Below are 19,409 nucleotides of genomic sequence, written 5' to 3' on the forward strand. Positions count from 1 at the left end.
GTGTTGGCGGCCTGCGGGGGGCCCCTTGTGCGCGTCGGGCGGGGGTTGTTGGGGTGGCCGCCCCCCCCCATCCCCCCCCGCTGGACCGCACTCGGCTCAGGCGATCTCGAGCCGGACGGCGTCGTAGGCCGCCTCGTTCCACAGGTGCTCGGCGCCGGCGTTGATCTGCAGCGTGATCTCGTTCCCGGCCGGCTTGAGCAGGGCCGCGTCGAAGGCGATCTCGCGGGTGTAGCTCCGCCCGCCCCGTGCGCTGCGGTACGTGGCCCCCTTCGCGTCCTCGGGCCCGAAGGTCCAGACGAACGGCTCTCCGTTGACCCTGATCGTGAGGTTGCTGTTCTCCGGCGGCACGGGCAGCGCGGAGCCCATGGCCCACGCCGCCAGCGCGACCGTCAGGGTGGCCCGCGCGCCCGCCGCCGGCGCGCGACCGAGGTCGAACAGGATGCGCCACGGGCTCTCCTGCCGGGTGACGTGCAGCCGGTACGTCGTCGGCGCCGTCGACCCGGCGTCGTCGTCGCTCACCACGACCTCGAGCACGGTGCGCTGCGCGTGCAGGGGCACGGCGAGCCCGGCCTCGGGGACGACGTCGCCCCCGATCGTCACGCGTGCGCCGCCCCGGCCGGTGGCCCGGACCGTCACCGACTCCTGGTCCCAGGGCAGGTCGGCGGCGAAGTCGGAGCGGAACGTGCTGAAGCCCGGCACCAGGTCCGCGCCGTCGACCTCGAGGCTCCCGAGCACGGGGAGCGCGGCGTCCGCCGCGAGGATCTCGACGGCGTTGATCCGGCCGTCGCCGCCGGCGAGCAGGTCGAGCCGGCCCCCGGTGACGGTCACCGTCGCGGTGTGCACGGCGTACTCGCCGCGGCCCGAGTCGAGGGCCACCGGCGCGCCGCCGCCGAACGAGACCTGCGTCTTGTTGGCCGCGATGTCGTCGCCGGAGAGCACGGTGACCTCGTACTCGCCGTCGGGCAGGTCCACCGCGAACGTGTAGCCGGAGCCGACGACGAAGTCGCGCTGCAGGTCTCCGTCCGACCCGCGGTCCCGGGAGTCGACCGTACGGTCGAGGCCGAAGCCCGCCCCGGCGGAGTACAGCGTGTTCTGCGCGACCCGCTGGTACCCGGCGGCGACGGGGCTGGACCCGGTGCCGAAGTCGAACAGCCAGACGCCGTCGGCGTCCTGGGGCAGCACGGTGCCCTCGGGCGCCTGCACCGGGTACGACCGCTGGTACTGGATGTAGTTCCAGTCCTGCGGGGTGCTCTTGCCGACCGTGAAGGTGACGCCGTCGGGGAAGTCGTCGTGGAACGACTCGAACAGGCCGTAGCGCCGGAACTCCCGGCCGTGGCGGAACTCGCCCGAGTCGCGGCTGGGCGTGCCGAGCTGGAACACCGTCCGGCCGTGGCTCGTGGGCTCCCACAGCATGCGGCCCAGCGTGACCTCCTGGCCGGCGCCGACCTCGACGTCGTCGATCACGTACTCGCCCCACAGGCCGCCGCCGTAGACGGTGAGGCGGTAGGTGCCGGGGCGCACGTGGTCGAGCGCGAACTGCCCGCCCGGCCCGGCGTCGGCCCAGTAGTTGTGCCCGAGCACGGAGTCCTGCATGGGCGTGCCGTTGTCCGACAGCACGACGACGGCGCCGTCCAGCTTCGGCAGCCCGGGGACCCGGACCGTGCCGCGCACGCGCGACCGCTCGGCGGTGGGCGTCCAGCCCTCGATCGCCAGCCGGTCGTAGAACTCCGCGTGCGACTCGAACCGCGCCTGGCGGGCGGCGTCGCGGCGCAGGGCCCGCGGGTCGTCGCCCTTGTTGAGGTAGACGAAGTACGGGCCGTAGGTCTTCTGCCAGGCCTGCCCGGCGGCGACGCGCACCGGCGGCGCGCCGTAGTGGGTGGCCTGCGGCTCCACGAGCAGCACGGGGGTGTCGCCGGTCTGGTGCAGGATCAGGTCCTGGCGCACCGGGCCGCCGCTGAACCCCTCGAGGTTCGGCAGGGCGGCCCACATGCCGTAGCCGCTCCCGTACAGCCCGTGCAGGCTGTGGTCCTTCATGGACACGGCCCAGTCGTACTTCGTGTAGTAGCGGCGGGGGTAGGCGGAGCCGGAGCCCTCGAGGTCGTAGGTCGCGTCCATCACCATCTCGGCGCGCGAGATCTCGGCCCCGGTGGGCATGCGCGCCGCGGCCTCGCGCCACGGGACCGCGTCGGCCTCGTCGGGCACGGAGGCGTGCGTGAAGACGCCGCCCGCGGTGTAGAAGACGTACCGGTGCTGGTCGGTGCGGAAGCCGTGCAGCTCCGCCGGGTGGTCGTAGCTGTAGGCCAGGTGGATGCCGGCCTCGCCGGAGCGCACGACGTGGTGCCGCACGAGCCAGCACGGCATGTCGCCCGACGGGCTGTGGTGGTAGGCGACGTCGACGAAGTCCTGCTCGACCCGGACGCTGAGGTGGTTGTCCGCCGGCGGGAGCGGCAGGCCCCCGCCCTCGCGGACGGTGTTCATGTCGTAGTTCCCGCGGCCGACCAGGTTCACGCCGTCGTAGACGAGCGAGGTGGTCCGACCATTCGACTTGTCCACGGTGAGGCGGACGAGGCCGTTGTCCACCACGACGTGCGTGTCCGTCTCGACGACCTCAGGCGGGCCCGAGGCGGCGGCGCGTGGGGCCTGCGCCCACGGCAGCAGCGCTGTTGCGGTGATCCCGGCCAGCTTCCCGAACGTGCGCCGCGTCATTGCGGCCGATGTGGTCATGCCACGGGAAATTAGCACGATTCAATCGTCGATTGGAAGGATTCATCGGACGACTCGAGTGTCGAGTTCAGACCGCGGGCGGGAGCGCGGCGGTCAGGTCCACCTCGACGAGCTGGCCGGAAAAGCCGAGCTGGGCCACACCGAGCAGCGTGCTGGCGGTGGTGAACGCGGGGGCCAGCGGCGAGTCGAGCAGGCGCTGCCAGGCCGCCGCGAGATCCGCCCGGTCGGCGCTGCGGACGTAGACGACGGACCGCACGACGTCGTCGGGCGCGGCGCCCGCGCCGTCGAGCGCGAGGAGCGCGTTGGCGACCACCTGGCCGACCTGGGCCGCCAGGTCGCCGGGCCCCACCAGCCGGCCGTCGGCGTCCAGCGGGCACTGGCCCGCCAGGTACGCCGTCCGCCCCGCCTCGACGACCGTGACGTGGTGGTAGCCCGGGGTCGCGTGCAGGCCGGCGGGGTCGAGCCGCGTGATCGTCATGACCCGAGTGTCACGGCCTCCCGCGCCTCGGTCGACGGATTTCGCGCGCCGCGGCGCAGCACGACGAGGTTGAGCGCCGCCGCGGCGAGCAGGACGACGGCGGTGGCGACGAAGACGGCGCGCAGGCCGGCCTGGGCGGCCACCAGGCCGCCGAGCACGGGCCCCGCGACCTGCCCCACGTACTGCGCGGAGACGCCGAGCCCCAGCACCCGGCCGACGGCGTCCGGCGGGGCGAGGTGGCGCACCGCCGCCGTGATCGACGGCAGCAGGCCGCCGAGGCTGAGGCCGAGCAGCACGCGCAGCACGCCGAGCTGCCAGACGTTCGTCACGAGCGCCTGCGCCAGCGCCAGCACGCCCGCCGCGGCGAGACAGGCGACGACCACGCGCGTGTGCCCGACCCGGTCGGCGAGCCGGCCGACCCGCGGCGCCGCGACGACGCTGCCCAGGGCGGTCAGCGCGACGAGGATCCCCGCGACGCCCGCGGCGTGCGAGAGCTGGCCCAGGTCCTCCACGTACACCGTGACGATCGGCTCGATCGACATCGTCGAGAACAGCAGCAGGCTCGACGTCGCCAGCAGGGCGACGACCGCGCCCGGGCGCTGGACCTGCGACCACACGCCGCGACGCCGTGCGGCGGCCCGGGGCGGCCGCGGCCCGGTCCGCGGCTCGCGGAGCAGGAGCGTCGTGGCGAGGAACGCCAGGAAGATCACCGCCCCGCACACGACGAACGTCGGCCGGATGCCCACCCAGGCGGGCACGAAGCCGCCGACCAGCGGCCCGACGACGTTGCCCGCGAGGATGCCGGACGACAGCACCCCGAGCGCCCACGCGCTGCGGTCCTTCGGCGTCTGCGCGGCCACGAGGATGGTCGCCCCCGAGGAGTAGCCGCCGAGCAGGCCCACCAGCAGCCGGACCGCGACGAGCTGCTCGACGCTCTGCACGAACCCGAGCAGCGTCATCGCGACCGCCATCCCCAGGCTGGCGCGCACCAGCATCGACTTGCGGCCGAACCGGTCGCCGAGCGCTCCCCACAGCGGCGCGGTGAGCGCCGCCGTGAGGAACGTGGCCCCGTACGCGATCCCCGACCAGCGCACGACGGCGGCCGGGTCGTCCACGCCGAGCTGCCGCACGTACTCCGGCAGGAACGGCACCAGCAGGGTCATCGCCACGAGCGTGGTGAACGACCCGACCGTGCCGACGGCGAGGTTGCGCCGCCAGTACCGGTGCTCGGGGTCGGCGACGGCGGGGTCCTCGACGTCAGGGCTGGTCATGCCCCAGGTCTACACCCGTCGTCCGTTCAGTGGGACCGTCTGTCTCATATAATGGCACCCGCTACGACGCGAGCGTGAGGCGCACCGTCGCGAACGCCGCCGGCGGCAGCTCCGCCGTGAGCACGCCGTCGGTCACCGTCACCCCGTCGAGCGGGCGCGGCGCGACGGCGTCGGGCGCGTCGAAGGTGTTGTGCGCAGCCGGGTCGTCGGCGGCGAGCACGGTGGCGACGGGGTCGCTCACCGCCCGCCCGCGCAGGTCGACGCGCACCGTGGCCGGGGCGTCCGGGTCGAGGTTGGTCAGCGAGACCAGCACCGCGCCGTCCTTCGTGGACGCCGACGCCGAGACCGTGCCGACGGGCGTGCCGTCGACGTCGTGCGTGGCGCGCGCGACGCGCTCGCGCACCGGGAGGCTCGCGGCGTCGTGGTGGCCCGCGCTCATCGCGAAGGCGTGGAACGTGGGCGTCTTGATCATCTTCGCGCCGTCCGTGAGGAGCATGGACTGCAGCACGTTGACCGTCTGGGCGATGTTCGCCAGGCGCAGCCGGCGGGCGTGGTCGTGGAAGGCGTCGAAGTGCACCGACGCGACGAGGGCGTCGCGCATGGCGTTCTGCTGGTACAGGAAGCCGGGGTTGGTGTCCCGCTCCACGTTCCACCAGGTGCCCCACTCGTCGAGCGCGAGCCCGAGCCTGGCCTCCGGGTCGTAGGCGTCCATCACGGCCGAGTGGCCGGCGATGATGCGGCGCACGTCGAGCGCCTTGCGCATCGTGGCCCAGTACTCGTCGCGCGTGAACTCGGTGGCGGCGCCCTTGTCCCCCCACGTCCCGGCGAACGTGTAGAAGTGGAACGAGACCATCTGCCACAGGTCGCGCGGCTCCGCGTCGCCGAGCTTCGCCACCTGCTGCATGAGCGTCTCGGTCCACGCGTAGTCGTCGTCCGACGCGCCCGCCGCCACCCGCACGAGGCGGTTGCCGCCGTGGTCGCGGGCGTACGTCGCGTGCTGGCGGGCGAGCGACGCGAACTGGTCGGCGCGCAGGTTGCCGCCGCAGCCCCACGGCTCGTTGCCGATGCCGAAGAACGACACGCCCCACGGCTCGTCACGACCGTGCTCGCGGCGCAGGCGTGCCATCGGCGAGTCGTCGCCGCGGGTCAGGTACTCGACCCAGTCCGCCGTCTCCTGCACCGTGCCGGAGCCGACGTTCCCCGAGATGTACGGGGCCGTGCCCAGCAGGTCGCACAGCGCCATGAACTCGTGCGTGCCGAACGCGTTGTCCTCGACGACGTCGCCCCAGTGCGTGTTGACGATGCGGGGGCGGTCGGCCGCCGGGCCCACGCCGTCGCGCCAGTGGTACGTGTCGGCGAAGCAGCCGCCCGGCCAGCGCAGGTTGGGGATCGCCAGCTCGCGCAGCGCCTCCACCACGTCGGTGCGGATGCCGCCGACGTTCGGGATGTCGGAGTCCTCGCCCACCCAGAAGCCCTCGTAGATGCACCGGCCGAGGTGCTCGGCGAAGTGGCCGTACAGGTGGCGGCTGATCGTGGGGCCGGGGACGTCGAGGTCGACGACGGCGTCGAGGGCGAGGTCGGGCGTGGTCGCGGACAGGTCGGTCACGGGGGAATCCTCCAACGTTGCAGGTGGCGGTCAGACGATACCTGCGGAGCCCCGCGCGGATGCCAGACTCCTCACGTGCCGAACACCCCGGATACCGCCCCCGCCTGGCTGCGCGTCACGACGCTCGCCGTCGCGGCTGCCGCCACGGTCGTCGTCGTGTGGGCGTGCGCGACGGCGTGGGGGGCGGTGGTGCACGGGCACCCGGCGTACGCGGTGCTGCTGGCACTGACCCTGGTCGGCGCGGTCGGCGTCGGGGTGCGGGCGCTGCGCCGTCGCCCCTCGCGACCCGGCTGGCGGCGCGCGGGACGGGTGGCGCTGCTCGTCCTCGGGGCCGTGGGGGTCGTGCTGGTCGCGTGGCTGCGCCCCTTCGGCGCGGTCGAGCCGGCGCTCGCGGCGATGCGCGCGGACGACACGGTGACGGTGACCGAGGGCGCCACCCGGTACACGCTGGCCCCGGCGGACGGCGGGGACGGCACGGCCGTGTTCTTCCAGCCGGGCGCGCGGGTCGACGCCCGCGCCTACGCGGCGGTGCTGCGGCCGCTGGCCGAGGCGGGGCACACCGTCGTCGTCGCGAAGCAGCCGCTCGGCATCGCCTTCCTCGCCACGGGGGCGTTCGACGACGCCCGCGCGGCGTGGGACGCGGACCGCTGGGTCGTGGGCGGCCACTCGCTCGGCGGCACCGTCGCGGCCATGGCGGCGGACGCCGCGGACGACGACGCCGAGGCGCCCGCGGCCGGGCTGCTGCTGTTCGCCTCCTACCCGGCGGACGACATGAGCGGGACGCTCACGGCCGCCGTCGCGTCTGTCTCCGGCAGCGAGGACGGCCTCGCGACGCCGGCGAAGATCGACGCCTCGCGGGCCGACCTGCCCGCCGACGCGGTCTTCACCGTCGTCGAGGGCGCCGGGCACGCGTTCTTCGGGGACTACGGCCCGCAGCCCGGCGACGGCACCCCGACCATCTCCCACGACGACGCCCGCGCGCAGATCTCCGCGGCCGCCGTCGCCTTCGTCGACGGCCTCACCCCCGCGAGGTAGTGGACCAGTCCACTACCTCGCGGGGACTCGGACTACCTCGGCGAGAGCTGGACTACCTCGCGGGGACTCGGACTACCTCGGCGAGAGCTGGACCAGCGAGACGGGCGGCGAGCCTCGTCGTCTCGCGAGCGAGGAGGGTGACTTCGTCCCCCACGACGACGAACGACGCGCCCGCCTCCCGGCAGGCGTCGGCGACGACGGGGTCCGACGCGTCGACGCCGACGACGCCGCCCGCCGCGCGCACCGCGCGGACGGCCTGGAGCGCGGCCGCCACGACGTCCGGGTGGGCGTGGCCCGACCGGCCCAGGGCGGCGGCGAGGTCGGGGGTGTCGACGAGGACGCCGGCGACGCCCTCGAGGGCGACGAGGCCGGCGGCGGCCGCCAGGGTCTCCGGGGTGCCGACCTGGACGAGCACCGTGCCCTGGCCGCGGGTCGCGCGCCGTACCGTTCTCGCGACCTCCCCGGCGTCGTCGACGGAGGCGACGGGCACGACGACGTCCCGGACGCCGGCGTGCAGCAGCGCGTGCAGCGTCGCGTCGTCGGGCGCCCGGACGAGCGTCGTCACCGGGTAGCCGCGCGTCGCGCGGACCTGGGCGAGCGCGGTCTCGACGGTCGGCCCGGTGCCGCGCGGGTCGTGCTCCGGGTCGACGAGCAGCAGGTCGAGGCCGGAGTCCGCGCACGTCTCCGCGAGCATCGGGCTGCCGCCCGCCAGCCACAGGCCCGCGAGGGCCCGGTCGGCCCCGTCGCCGCGCATCAGTGCAGGCCCAGGAAGGCCTCGAGCGTGGGCGGGGTGGCGTGCAGCAGCGGCTCGTGGACGGGCTCGCCCGGGAACTCGCTGGCCTCGAAGAACCAGCGCTCGGACGCCGGCATGCCCCACTGCTGCGCGCGGCGCGGGTCGCTCACGTCCCACCGGATCGCCTCGCTCTCCAGGTCGATGAGCTGGTAGTGCGTGGTGAACAGCTCGATGCGGTGCTGGTCGGGGTCGCGCACGTAGAGGAACAGGGCGTTGCTGATCCCGTGCCGCCCGGGCCCGCGGTCGATCTCGTGGCCCAGGCCGAGCGACCCGGTGACGTCGGCGGCGTGGATGAGCGACGTCGCGTCCGGCACCGTGTAGGCGAAGTGGTGCAGGCGCGGCCCCCGGCCGTTGGTGAACACGAGGTCGTGCGTGTTGCCCTTCACCTCCATCCAGGTGCCCCACAGCTCGTCGGTGCCGTCCTCGCGGTACTGGCCCGTGTACTCCGACGTCCGCATCCCGAGCCCGGTCCAGAACTCGGTGGCGGTGCGCACGTCGTGGGTGACGGCCTGGAAGTGGTCGATGCGCTGCGGCGCGCCGGCGCGGAAGTCGTGGAAGTCCGCCATCTTGCGCGGCACCAGGTCCATCGACGACGTGAGCTCGACGCGGGTGCCGACGGCGTCGCGGAAGCGCAGCGTGGGCCCCTGGTGCGGGCGCTCGACGCGCTCGTGCTCGATGCCGGTCGCGGCGAGGTGCCGCTCGGCGGCGGTGACGTCGGCGTCGGTGCGCACGCGCAGGCCCAGGCAGACGGCCTTCGCCTCGGTGGCCTGCTCGAGCACGAGGCTGTGGTGGGCGTCCTCCTCGAGCCCGCGGAGGTAGACGGCGTCGTCGGTCTCCGCGGTGACGACGAGGCCGATGACGTCGCGGTAGAAGTCGCGGCTCGCGGCGAGGTCGGTGACGGCCAGCACGACGTGGCTGGCGCGCGTCAGCGTGAACGGGGGAGCGGGGGCTGTGGTCGGGAGCATGCCTCCGAGTCTGGTGACGAGGACCCGTCCGCGGAACTACCGATGTCCTCTCGCTGCCATATCTCAGAAGTATGGCGAGGCGTCCGTCTACCCTTGGAGACTATGGAGCTGCGTCATCTGCGGTACTTCACCGCCGTCGTGGAGGCCGGGTCGATCACGGCCGCCGCCGCGCGGCTGCACCTGTCGCAGCCGCCCCTGAGCGTCGCGATCTCGAAGCTCGAGGCGGACGTCGGCGTCCCGCTGCTGGTCCGTACCCCGCGGGGCGTGGAGCCGACGAGCGCCGGCCGCTACCTGCTCGACGCGGCGTCGCGGGTGCTGGGGGAGGTGGACGACATCGTCGCGGCGCTGGGCCGGTTCGGCGCGGGCACCGCGGGCTCGCTGACCGTGGCCGCCGTGCCGGTGCTCATGTGGCACCGCCTCCCGGCCCTGGTGCGGGCGCACGCCGCGGCGGCTCCCGACGTCGAGGTACGCCTCGTCGACCCGCCGCCGTGGACCGCGATCGACATGCTGCAGCAGCGCGCGGTCGACGTGGCGGCCGTGATGGTCGCCGACCCGCGCCGGTTCGTCGCCCGACATCGTGAGGTGCTCGACGTCGTCGACTGGGGCGAGGTGCCGCTCGTGGCGGCGCTGCCGCCGGACGCTCCCGACGCCGGCGCCGAGGGCGAGCCGCTCCCGCTGCGTGCGTTCGACGGCGAGCTCCTGCTGCTGCCGCGCCGCACGGCCGCCGTCCCCAGCCTTCCGGAGGCGGTGGAGGCGGCGCTGCGCCGGTGGGGGGTCGCGCCGTCGTCGATCCGCACGGTGGAGACGATCCAGGCGGGGATCCCGCTCGTCGAGGCGGGCGTGGCCCGGGCGATCCTGCCGGACCCCGACCGGGCGAGCCTGGCGCGGTTCGACCTCACCGTGCGCCGGATCGAGCCCGAGCCGGCGGGCCTGCGCGCGCTGGTGCTCACGCGGCCCGGGGCTGCGGCACGTGACCCGAAGGTGGCACGGTTGCTGGAGACCGTCCGCGCGACCCTGCCGGATCCTGTGTGATCTCCGATATGATTCCCGGGACGACTGACGACGGGGCGGTCCGCCCGCGCGACGACGCGACGGGGCACCGCCGACCCACCGAGGAGGCACCTGTGGCCGTGGCCGTGAGCAAGGCCGAGCAGTGCTACGAGATCCTGCGCAAGGGGATCATGGAAGGCACGTTCGCGCCCGGGCACCGGCTGGTCATCGACCAGCTCGTGCGGGACTACGGCATCAGCTCCGTGCCCTGGCGCGAGGCGGTGCGGCGGCTGGAGGCCGAGGGCTGGGTCGACATCGTGCGCAACGCGGGCGCGGTCGTCAAGACGTTCGACACCGGGTCCTGGGAGCGCACCATGCAGCTGCTCGCCCGGCTCGAGGGCTACGCGACCGCCCTGTCCGCGCCGAACCTCTCGCCCGAGGACCTGGAGCGCGCCCGCACCCTCAACAAGGAGATGGCCGCCGCCCTGGCGAACTTCGAGCCCGCCCGGTTCGGTGCGCTCAACCGCGAGTTCCACCAGCTGCTGTGCTCCCGCTGCGACGACGAGCGCCTGGCCGGCCTGGTCGAGGACGAGTGGACGCGGCTCGAGCTCATCCGCCGCTCGGCGTTCTGGTACGCGCCGGGGCGTGCGCACGCGTCGCTCGCCGAGCACGACGGGCTCGTCGACCTCATCGAGGGCGGTGCCGACCCCGACATGATCGAGACCGCCGCCCGCCGGCACGAGCTCAACACCGTGACGGCCATCGCCGAGCACGAGGCGCAGCTGGCGCAGGAGTCGGCGCCGCAGGCGCGGTAGGCGCCGCCCGACGGACGACCGCGCCGAGAGGCCCTGTCGAAAAGCCTCGTCGTCCACCCTGTCCCGGTGCCACGATCCTTCGTGTGGACAGGCCCGATCTCGAGCGTGCGACCGATGCCGCGACCGCCGTCGTCCGGTCCGTGGGCCTGCCGGTCGACGTCGCCACCGTGCTCCACGACTCCAACAAGCTCGCGCTGCGCCTCGAACCGTGCGGGGTGCTGGCGCGGGTCGCCCCCGTGGGGCACGAGGTCGCACGGATGGAGCTCGGGCTGGCCGGACAGCTCGCCCGCGCCGGGTCGCCGGTGGGCGCCCTGGAGCCCCGTGTCGCCCCGCGGGTGCACGTGCGCGACGGCTTCGCGGTGACCCTGTGGGTCTACTACGAGCCGGTGGCCCCGGTCGTGCCGCCGGACGACTACGCCCGGGCGCTGGAACGCCTGCACGCCGGGATGCGGGGCGTGGAGGGCCGCTTCCCGCGGTTCACCGAGCGGATCGCCGAGGCGAAACGGATCGTCGCCGTCCCGGCGCTCTCTCCGGCGCTGCCCGACGTCGAGCGCCGGTTCCTCGGCGACCGGCTGCGACGGCTCCACGAGGCGGTCGACGGGGCCGGGCGCGAGCAGGTGCTCCACGGCGAGCCCCACCCGGGCAACGTGCTGAGCACGCAGGACGGGCCGCTCTTCATCGACCTCGAGACGTGCTGCCGCGGGCCCGTCGAGTTCGACCTCGCGCACGTCCCCGACGAGGTCTCCGGGCACTACCGGGGCGTCGACCGCGGGCTGCTCGACCGCTGCCGCGAGCTCGTCCTGGCGATGGTCGCGGCGTGGCGCTGGGACCGGGAGGACCAGTTCCCGGACGGGCCGCGGTTCGGGGAGGAGCTGCTGCGCGCGCTGCGTGCGGGGCCACCCTGGCCCACCCTCGACGCCGTGGTCCGGCGGGTGGCCGGGCCGTAGCGCCCGATCAGCGCAGGTCCGCCGTCACGTACGCACGGCCGTAGTCGTTGCCGTGCGGCACGCGCAGGGTGGTGTGCACGTGGAAGCGCGCGGGGAGCTGGTTGCTCAGCCACACGCCGGCGTGGTGGTCCAGCTCGGTGAGCACGACGGGGCTGTGCACGCGCAGGTAGAACGGCTGCGTCCCGTCCGTGGCGCCGTACCAGGACACGAAGGTCTCGGCGCGGTGCGCGTCGACGTCGGCCATCGTCAGTGCGCGCTGCGGGGCGGCGAGCAGCAGGAACGCGTCCTCCACGATCGCCCGCAGCGTGGCCCACTGGTCGTCGTCGAGGTCGGAGGCGCGCAGGCCCTCGTACGGCATGACCCGGTTGTCGCGGAAGGCGCCGGCGACGTGCCGCTCGTCGGCGGGGTGCAGCCGCCCCGGCGGCATCGCCGGGTCCAGCACGGACGCGTAGACCACGGCCCCGGCGCGCTGCCCGGGGGTCCACGACGACGCGAGCTCCAGCGCGAGCCGCTGCCGTGCCGCGAACAGCGGGGGGCGGGCGCCGTCGGACTCCGCGGGCTCAGCCCCGAGAAACACCGGCGCGACGACGTGCCGACCCGCCACGGACACGAAGCTCACGGCCACGTGGTGGCCGAAGAGCTGCCAGCCCCACGCGCCGTCGGGCGAGGGCTCGCCGAAGAGCGCCACCCAGTAGCTGCGCTCGTTCATGAGGTCGGGCAGGCCCACCAGGTCGCCGAGGAACGCGTTGAGGCCCATCGCCTCGCGGACGCGGGCGTAGCCCTCCGGGCTGAGCGACGCCTCGACCATCGCCAGGGCGGCGTCGACCGTCTCGGCGGGGAGCTCCTCCAGCCGGAGCCCCGTGCGGTGGATGACGAACTCCGGGTTGCTCCACGCCCGCCACTCGCGGGCGTCGACCGGGTACGTGACGGCGTCCCGCTGCGCGTCGTCGAGCAGGCCCCGGAAGCGTCGCGCGGCCGAGGAGGGCGCGGGGTCGATGTCGACCACGGGCTCGAGGCGGTGCACGTCGCGGACCGTGCCGTCGGTGGTGACGCCGACGAACGGCTCGTCGTACAGCGCCCGCCACGACGCCAGCAGCTCCTGCACGAAGCCGGGCTCGCGCTTGCGGGCCGAGAACTCCTCGTAGCCGAGGCCGCGCCACTGCGCGAGCACCGGGTCGTCGAGGCGGTACAGGTGGTCGCGGTAGCTCTCCGTGCCGAACGTGGGCGCGTCGCCGCCCGTCGTGACGCGGGCGGTGGAGAAGAAGTCGTCGAGCTGCTCGGTCATGCCGCCTCCTGGGACAGGTCCTGGGCCGCCGCGGCCCGGCGCGCGGCGCGCTCGGCACGCCGCTCCTCCCGGCCGTCGGGGTGCGACGACGGACTCGCCGCGAGCAGGGCCCGGGTGTACTCGTGCCGCGGGCGGTCGAGCACCTGCCGCGTCTCGCCCTGCTCCACGAGCTCCCCGCCGCGCAGCACGCCGACGCGGTGCGCGACGTGCCGCACGACGCCGAGGTCGTGCGTGATGAACAGGTAGCTGACGCCGCTCGCGGCCTGCAGGTCGGTGAGCAGCGTGAGGATCTGGGCCTGCGTGGACAGGTCGAGGGCGCTGACCGCCTCGTCGCACACCACGAGCCGCGGCCCCAGCACCAGCGCCCGCGCGATGGCGACGCGCTGCAGCTGCCCGCCGGACAGCTGGGACGGGTACCGGGACAGGTGGCCGGTCGTGAGGCCCACCTGCTCGAACGCCTCGGCGGCACGACGCCGCCGCTCGTCGCGGTCGCCGAACCCGTGCCGGGCGAGGGTCTCGGTGAGGGCCCGGCCCACCCGGTGGCGCGGGTTCAACGACGCCGCCGGGTCCTGGTAGACCGCCTGGACGTCGCGCCGGTAGGAGAGCGGGGTGCGCCGCCCCAGCGCGGCCACGTCCCGGCCGTCGACGAGGACCTGGCCGCCGCTGACGTCCGCCAGGCGCAGGATGGCGCGGCCGGTCGTGCTCTTGCCCGAGCCGGACTCGCCGACCAGCCCGTACGTCTCGCCGGCCGCGATGGTGAAGCTGACGCCCTGCACGACCGTCAGGGTGCGGCGTCGCCACCCCGCCGCACCCGCGACGTCGTAGTCCACGCGCAGGTCGCGGACGTCGAGCAGGGGCTGGGAGTCGTTCACGCGATCACTTCCACGTCGTGGTCGGCCGTCGGGTGCGCGGCGAGCAGCGCCGCGGTGTACGGGTGCTGCGGCTGGTCGAAGAGCGCGACGACGCCGGCCACCTCGACCAGCTCGCCGCGGTACAGCACGGCCACGCGGTCGCAGGTCTCGGCCGCGACGCCCAGGTCGTGCGTGATGTTGACGATCGCCATGCCGAGTCGGTCGCGCAGGTCCAGCACGAGGTCGAGCACCTGGCTCTGCGTCGTGACGTCGAGGGCCGACGTCGCCTCGTCGAGGATGAGCAGGTCCGGCTCGCCCGCCAGCGCGATGGCGATCGCGACGCGCTGCGCCATGCCGCCCGAGAACTGGTACGGGTACTGGTCGAGCCGCCGCTGCACGTCGTTCACGCCGACGAGGTCGAGCAGCTCGGCCGCCCGGGCCCGCGCGTCGCGCCTCGACAGCGGGTGGTGCGCGCGCAGCACGTCGACGAGCTGGCGACCCACCGTGTGCACGGGGGAGAGGTTGGCCTGCGGGTTCTGCAGCACGACGCCGAGCCCGCTGCCGCGCACGGCGCGCAGCTCGCGCTCCGAGCAGCCCGCCAGCTCGGTGCCGTTCAGCCGGACCGACCCCTCCGCCAGCCGCACGCCCGGCGGCAGCAGCCCGAGCACCGCCTTCGCGAGCATCGACTTGCCCGAGCCGGACTCGCCCAGCAGGCCGAGGATCTCGCCGCGGCGCACCCGCAGCGAGACGTCGTGCACCAGCGTGACGCTCGTGCCGTCCGGACGGTCCGCGACGATCGTCGCGCCGCGCACGTCGAGCACGGTGTCTGCGGCGGTTTCGAGGTCGTCGTCGGGCGCGGCGACGGACGGTGCGGCCGCGGGAGCGGGCCCGACGGGCGCGGCGTCCTGGGACCACCCGGCCGCCCCTGCCGCACGGACCTCGGCGAGCGTGGGTGACGCGGGCGGGCGCAGGCGGCCGAGCAGCGCGGTGCGCCGGCGGCCGGTCGTCCGACGGCCCGACAGCGCGTCGTTGATGCCGTCGCCGAGGAGGTTGAACGCGAGCACGGTGAGCAGGATCGCGAGGCCGGGGGCCACGGCCATGAGCGGCCTGTCGGCCTGGTGCTCCGCGGCGGCGCCGAGCATGCCGCCCCACGACGGCTGGTCGTCGCCCAGCCCGAGGCCGAGGAACGACAGCGCCGCCTCGACCTTGATCGCGGAGCCGAGGAAGACGGCGGCCTGCACGGCGAGCGGGCCGGCGAGGTTGGGCAGCACCTGGCCGAACACGATCTGCCGCTCGCGCAGCCCGGACACGTGCGCCGACTCGACGTACAGCTTCTTGCGCTCGGTGAGCGTGATGGCGCGCGTCATGCGGGCGAAGTTCATGCAGAACACCAGCCCGATGGCGAGCACCAGCACCGCCATGCCGCGGCCCAGGACCGCGATGACGACGAAGCCGACCATGAGGCCGGGCAGGGCGTCGGCGATGTCGAGCCCGCGCGAGCCGATCCGGTCGTACCACCCGCCCTTGTACCCGAGCAGGAGGCCGACGGGCACGCCGATGAGCATCGCGACGAGCACCGAGCCGCCGGCCACGACCAGCGCGGTGCGGGCGCCGTAGATCAGCTGGCTCAGCAGGTCCTGCCCGAGGTCGGCGGTGCCGAGCGGGTGGTCCGCCGTCGGGCCGGAGAGGGGCGCGTCGAAGTCCGTGGCCGCCGGCGCGTAGGGCGCGAGCAGGGGGGCGGCGACCGCGACGACGACGAGGACGGCGACCACGACGACGGCGAACAGGGTCGACGGCTGGCGCCGCAGCCGGTGCCAGGCCTGGGCGACGCCGCGCGCCTGCGCGCCGGCGGGAGACCGGTCGGCGGGGTCGAGGATGACGGCGTTGCTCACTGGGGCCTCGCTTGCGGGTTGATGAGTCCGTAGCAGATGTCGATCACGAGGTTGACGACGATCACGAGCGTGGCGGTGACGAGCACGACGCCCTGCACGACCGGGAAGTCCTGCCCGATGACGCTGGTGAGCATGAGGCTGCCGAGCCCGGGCAGCGCGAACACCTTCTCGACGACGAAGCTGACGCCGATGAGGATCGCGAAGGTGACGCCCGTCGACGCCAGCACGGGCACGAGGGCGTTCTTCACGCCGTAGCGCGCGATCTGCGTGCGGCGGGGCACGCCCGCCGCGGTGAGCGTGTCGGCGTAGGGCGCCGCCATCGCCGTGACCATGGCGGCGCGCGTCTGGCGGGCGATGATCGCCCCGCCCGTGACGCCCAGGGCGAGCGACGGCAGGACGAGGCCACGGAGCCAGGCGAGCGGGTCCGCCGTCAGGGGCGTCCACGCGACGATCGGCACCCAGCCGAGCTGCACCGCGAAGAGAGTCGTGAGGAGCAGCCCGAGCCAGAACTCGGGGATCGCGAGCCCGAGCACCGTGCCGCCCGTGACCAGCCGGTCCGCGAGGGTGCCGGGGCGGGTGCCGGTGAACACCCCGGACCCCACGCCCAGCACCAGCGCCACGACGATGCCGCCCGCCACCACCGACAGGGTGGCCGGGAGCCGCTGCGCGAGCAGGTCGGTCACCGGCATCCCCGCGCGGAACGACGTCCCGAGGTCCCCGGTGAGCATCGCGCCGAACCACTCGACGAACCGCTCGAGCGGCGGCCGGTCGAGGCCCAGCTGGGCCTCGACGTGGGCGATGGCCTCGGGCGTCGCGGACGTGCCGAGCATCGCGGCGGCAGGGCTGCCGGGCACGAGGTACGTCAGCGAGAACACCAGGATCGAGATGACGAGGAGCTGCGGGACGGCGAACAGCAGCCGGTAGGCGACGAGCTTGCCCATCTCAGCTCGCCGGGCGCAGCGCGCGGTAGTTCACGAGGTTGGTCTCCCACGGCTGCGTGGGCGCCTCGACGTCCGTCACGGTGGTCGTGTTCCAGGCGATCAGCTCCTCGCCGGCCACGTGGGCGCAGGTCAGGGCCTCGTCGGAGATGATCTTCGTGACCTCCGCCCACAGGGCGTCCGCCTCGTCGCCGGTGCCGGCCGCGATGGCGGCGTCGGCGGCGGCCTTGAGCTCGTCGCTCTCGACGCCGGACGGGTTGCCCGGCGCGTCGGCGGCGAACCACGCCCGGTACCAGTCGAAGGGCGTCAGCTCGTCGTTGCCGCCGAGCCCGAGCGGGTACTTGCCGCTGTTCCACTCGGAGAAGTACTGGGGCGGCGGGGCGCTCTGCACGGTGACCTTCATGCCGATCTCGCCCATCTGCTCGGCGTAGACCTTCATCTGGTTCTCGTTGAACACGGTGGCGAGCATGTCGGCGTCGACGGGCGGGTTGCCGGCGGAGTCGTACAGCTCCTGCGCCTTCGCGGCGTCGTGCGTGTACCCGGCGATGTCCGGGTTGTAGCCCTGCTCGCCCTCCGCGAAGTGCTGCGTGCGGACCGTCCAGTCCGGCTCGAGCTTCGCCAGCACCTCGGTGTCGATGGCGGTGCACGCGGCCTGGCGCACGGCCACGTCCTCGAACATCCCGCCCGGGCCGCGGTCGAAGAAGATCGGGTTGTTCCGGATGGCGGGGTACGACAGGCGGTCGACGCCGGGCGTGCCGTCCAGGGTGGTGAACTGGTTGGTCTCCGTGTCGGTGATGTCGATCTCGCCGTTGCCCAGCGCCGCGGAGGCCGCGTTGTCCTCCGGGATCGCGACGAGCTGCACGGTCTCGAAGCCCACCGGGTCGCCCCAGTAGTCCTCGGCGGGGCCGAAGACGAGGCGCGTGCCGGGCACGGAGGCGGCCTCGTCGTAGGCCCAGGGGCCGGTCCCGACGGGGACCTGGGCGATGGTGCCGGCCTCGATCGCCTTGGGGCTCGCCATCGGCGCCGCCCGGGTGGTCAGCGTGGTGAGGAGCGACGGCGTCGGCTCGCTGAGGTTGAGCCGCACCGTCTGCGCGTCGACGACGTCGATCGACGAGATCACCTGGAACGGCCCGGCGTACGGCCCGGGTGTGCCCTTCACGGTCTCGAGGTTGACCTTGACGGCCTCGGCGTCGAACGGCGTGCCGTCGTGGAACGTGACGTCGTCGCGCAGGGTGAGCGTGAGCGCGTCGTCGGTCTGCTCCCACGTCGTGGCGAGGACGGGCTCGATCTCACCGTCCGCGCCGAGCGCGACCAGGTTCTCGTAGGGGATGCGCAGGAACCCGGCCTCCATCTCGGCGCCGGGGGCCCAGCTCTCGGGGAAGCCGCCCCAGTTGACCCGCAGGACGGAGCCGGGCACGGGGCCCGCGCCGGCGTTCGTGGCGGGAGAGGCGCCGGGGTCGTCGGCGGCGCCGCCGGAGGTGCAGGCGGTGAGGCCCAGCGCGAGGATCGCCGCGGTGGCCAGGCCCCGCACGAGGAAGGCGGGCCTCGGGTGCGACGTCGGTGCGGACTTCGGCAGGGGCCTTGGCGTGAACATCGACATGGTGGGGGCGCCTCCTTGCGCCGGCATGCACGGGTTCGAGGGGAGGCCGAGGCGGGGGCACCGGCGCTGGCGCCGGGCCCCCTCTCGGGCTGTCGGGTCGGGTCTTCGGGTCAGAGGGGGAGGTTGAACAGGCGGGCGGCGTTGCCCGAGAGCACGAGCTCGCGCTCGGCGTCGGTGATCTCCAGCTCGTTCTTGACGAACTCGACGCCCTGGCTCATCCAGCCGTAGAACACGGGGAACGAGGACCCGAACAGGTAGTGGTCGGCGCCGCCGATCGCGATCGCCGCCTCCACCTGCTGCTTGCCCCACGAGTGGGGGTGGGTCATGTCGAAGAAGAGGTTGTTGTCGAGGTAGCTCTGGATCTTGTCGCCACCCGTCGGGTCGAGGCGGGTGAGCGACTCCGCCTTGTTCGACGCGTGCGGCATGAGCAGCGCCTGGTTCGCGAACCAGTTGCCGCCGAACATGGTGTGGATGAAGCGCAGCCCGGGCATGCGGTCGAACATGCCGCTGAACAGCTCGCGCCCGACGGCGGTGGCCTGGTCGACGATGCGGCCGTACTCGCGGCGCAGGTTGGTGTAGTCGACCACCGACCGCCACTCGACCGGCAAGGGGGTGTGGTGGGCGATGACGGGGATGTCGAGCTTCTCGATCTCGCGCAGGTAGGGCTCGAAGACCGGGTCGTCCAGGTAGAGCTGCCCGTAGTGGCAGGCGAGCTGGACGCCGACGGCGCCGAGGTCGATGCAGCGCTTGAGCTCGTCGATGTTCTCCTTGCCGCCCCACGGCGGCACGCAGGCGGTGAAGAACAGCCGCCCGTTCGACCGCTTGACGATGTCGGCCGCGTTGTCGTTGACGGCCTTGCAGGTCTCGAGGTCGAGCCACTCCTGCCAGACGGGCACGCGCATGACGCCGTAGTCCACGCCGGCGTCGTCCATCGCGGCGAGCTTCGCCTCGGCGGAGTAGTCGCCCTCGACGTAGTTGAGGTTCTGGTGGCCGGCGGGCTTCTCCAGGATGAGGTGCTTCTTGCCGCTGGCCATCGTCTCGACGCGGGCGATCTCCCCGAAGCCGCGCGGGGCGCTGTTCAGGAAGCCGTTCAGGATCTTCTCGTTGGTGAACAGGTCCTCGGGCAGGTGGTGGATGTTGATGTCGACGACGGTCATGTCGCTGGCTGCTCCCGTCTAGCGGTCGTTCCCTGAAGCACATCGGCGTGCGACCCGCACCG

General features: G+C 73.9%; 16 protein-coding genes. 4 read left to right on the forward strand and 12 right to left on the reverse strand.

Annotation, left to right across the window (positions count from 1 at the left end):
• Nucleotides 1–96 precede the first annotated feature (96 nt).
• The 4 genes from ACFQ80_RS19210 to ACFQ80_RS19225 form a co-directional block, all read right to left on the reverse strand.
• A complete protein-coding gene (locus ACFQ80_RS19210; RefSeq protein WP_430564769.1) occupies nt 97–2,724 on the reverse strand; it encodes a polysaccharide lyase family protein in 2,628 nt (875 codons plus the stop codon).
• 67 nt (nt 2,725–2,791) lie between these two features.
• A complete protein-coding gene (locus tag ACFQ80_RS19215; protein WP_430564770.1) occupies nt 2,792–3,202 on the reverse strand; it encodes a RidA family protein in 411 nt (136 codons plus the stop codon).
• Complete coding sequence (locus ACFQ80_RS19220) at nt 3,199–4,473, reverse strand: MFS transporter (RefSeq protein ID WP_430564771.1); 1,275 nt, start codon at nt 4,471–4,473, stop codon at nt 3,199–3,201. The genes ACFQ80_RS19215 and ACFQ80_RS19220 overlap by 4 nt, the downstream gene beginning before the upstream one ends.
• A 61-nt stretch (nt 4,474–4,534) precedes the next feature.
• Nucleotides 4,535–6,079: an alpha-N-arabinofuranosidase gene (locus ACFQ80_RS19225; RefSeq protein WP_430564772.1), complete on the reverse strand. Its 1,545-nt coding sequence runs from the start codon at nt 6,077–6,079 to the stop codon at nt 4,535–4,537.
• Between the two features lie 75 nt (nt 6,080–6,154).
• Here ACFQ80_RS19225 and ACFQ80_RS19230 point away from each other — a divergent pair, with 75 nt between their 5' ends.
• Nucleotides 6,155–7,114 carry an alpha/beta hydrolase gene (locus ACFQ80_RS19230; protein ID WP_430564773.1) on the forward strand — a complete coding sequence of 320 codons (960 nt, stop codon included), beginning with the start codon at nt 6,155–6,157 and terminating at the stop codon, nt 7,112–7,114.
• Between the two features lie 52 nt (nt 7,115–7,166).
• On the opposite strand, the gene ACFQ80_RS19235 is transcribed toward ACFQ80_RS19230, so the two are convergent.
• Complete coding sequence (locus ACFQ80_RS19235; protein WP_430564774.1) at nt 7,167–7,868, reverse strand: aldolase/citrate lyase family protein; 702 nt, start codon at nt 7,866–7,868, stop codon at nt 7,167–7,169.
• Nucleotides 7,868–8,872, reverse strand: a complete 1,005-nt coding sequence (gene hpaD, locus ACFQ80_RS19240; protein WP_430564775.1) for a 3,4-dihydroxyphenylacetate 2,3-dioxygenase — start codon at nt 8,870–8,872, stop codon at nt 7,868–7,870. The genes ACFQ80_RS19235 and hpaD overlap by 1 nt, the downstream gene beginning before the upstream one ends.
• A 102-nt stretch (nt 8,873–8,974) precedes the next feature.
• Between hpaD and ACFQ80_RS19245 the strand changes: the two genes are divergently transcribed.
• The 3 genes from ACFQ80_RS19245 (at nt 8,975) to ACFQ80_RS19255 (ending at nt 11,624) form a co-directional block, all read left to right on the forward strand.
• Nucleotides 8,975–9,904, forward strand: coding sequence for a LysR family transcriptional regulator (locus tag ACFQ80_RS19245; RefSeq protein ID WP_430564776.1), 930 nt, complete (start codon nt 8,975–8,977; stop codon nt 9,902–9,904).
• A gap of 92 nt (nt 9,905–9,996) precedes the next feature.
• Nucleotides 9,997–10,677, forward strand: coding sequence for a GntR family transcriptional regulator (locus tag ACFQ80_RS19250; RefSeq protein ID WP_430549201.1), 681 nt, complete (start codon nt 9,997–9,999; stop codon nt 10,675–10,677).
• 83 nt (nt 10,678–10,760) lie between these two features.
• Nucleotides 10,761–11,624: a phosphotransferase family protein gene (locus ACFQ80_RS19255; protein ID WP_430564777.1), complete on the forward strand. Its 864-nt coding sequence runs from the start codon at nt 10,761–10,763 to the stop codon at nt 11,622–11,624.
• 7 nt (nt 11,625–11,631) lie between these two features.
• On the opposite strand, the gene ACFQ80_RS19260 is transcribed toward ACFQ80_RS19255, so the two are convergent.
• The 6 genes from ACFQ80_RS19260 to ACFQ80_RS19285 all read right to left on the reverse strand — a co-directional run bounded on the left by ACFQ80_RS19260 (nt 11,632) and on the right by ACFQ80_RS19285 (nt 19,347).
• Entirely contained in the window at nt 11,632–12,909 is a 1,278-nt protein-coding gene (locus ACFQ80_RS19260; RefSeq protein ID WP_430564778.1) for a DUF3500 domain-containing protein, read from the reverse strand.
• Nucleotides 12,906–13,781, reverse strand: a complete 876-nt coding sequence (locus tag ACFQ80_RS19265) for an ATP-binding cassette domain-containing protein (RefSeq protein WP_430564779.1) — start codon at nt 13,779–13,781, stop codon at nt 12,906–12,908. The genes ACFQ80_RS19260 and ACFQ80_RS19265 overlap by 4 nt, the downstream gene beginning before the upstream one ends.
• Complete coding sequence (locus tag ACFQ80_RS19270) at nt 13,778–15,652, reverse strand: dipeptide/oligopeptide/nickel ABC transporter permease/ATP-binding protein (RefSeq protein WP_430564780.1); 1,875 nt, start codon at nt 15,650–15,652, stop codon at nt 13,778–13,780. The genes ACFQ80_RS19265 and ACFQ80_RS19270 overlap by 4 nt, the downstream gene beginning before the upstream one ends.
• Nucleotides 15,649–16,593, reverse strand: coding sequence for an ABC transporter permease (locus ACFQ80_RS19275; RefSeq protein WP_430564781.1), 945 nt, complete (start codon nt 16,591–16,593; stop codon nt 15,649–15,651). Before ACFQ80_RS19275 ends, ACFQ80_RS19270 begins: the two co-directional genes overlap by 4 nt.
• A 1-nt stretch (nt 16,594) precedes the next feature.
• Nucleotides 16,595–18,190 (reverse strand): ABC transporter substrate-binding protein, encoded by a 1,596-nt coding sequence (locus ACFQ80_RS19280; RefSeq protein ID WP_430564782.1) that lies wholly within the window; start codon nt 18,188–18,190, stop codon nt 16,595–16,597.
• Between the two features lie 110 nt (nt 18,191–18,300).
• On the reverse strand, nt 18,301–19,347 hold the full coding sequence (locus tag ACFQ80_RS19285) for an amidohydrolase family protein (RefSeq protein WP_430549194.1): 1,047 nt from the start codon (nt 19,345–19,347) through the stop codon (nt 18,301–18,303).
• Between the last annotated feature and the right edge of the window lie 62 nt (nt 19,348–19,409).

The organism is Isoptericola sp. NPDC056578, from assembly GCF_042793275.1.
Lineage (GTDB): Bacteria > Actinomycetota > Actinomycetes > Actinomycetales > Cellulomonadaceae > Isoptericola.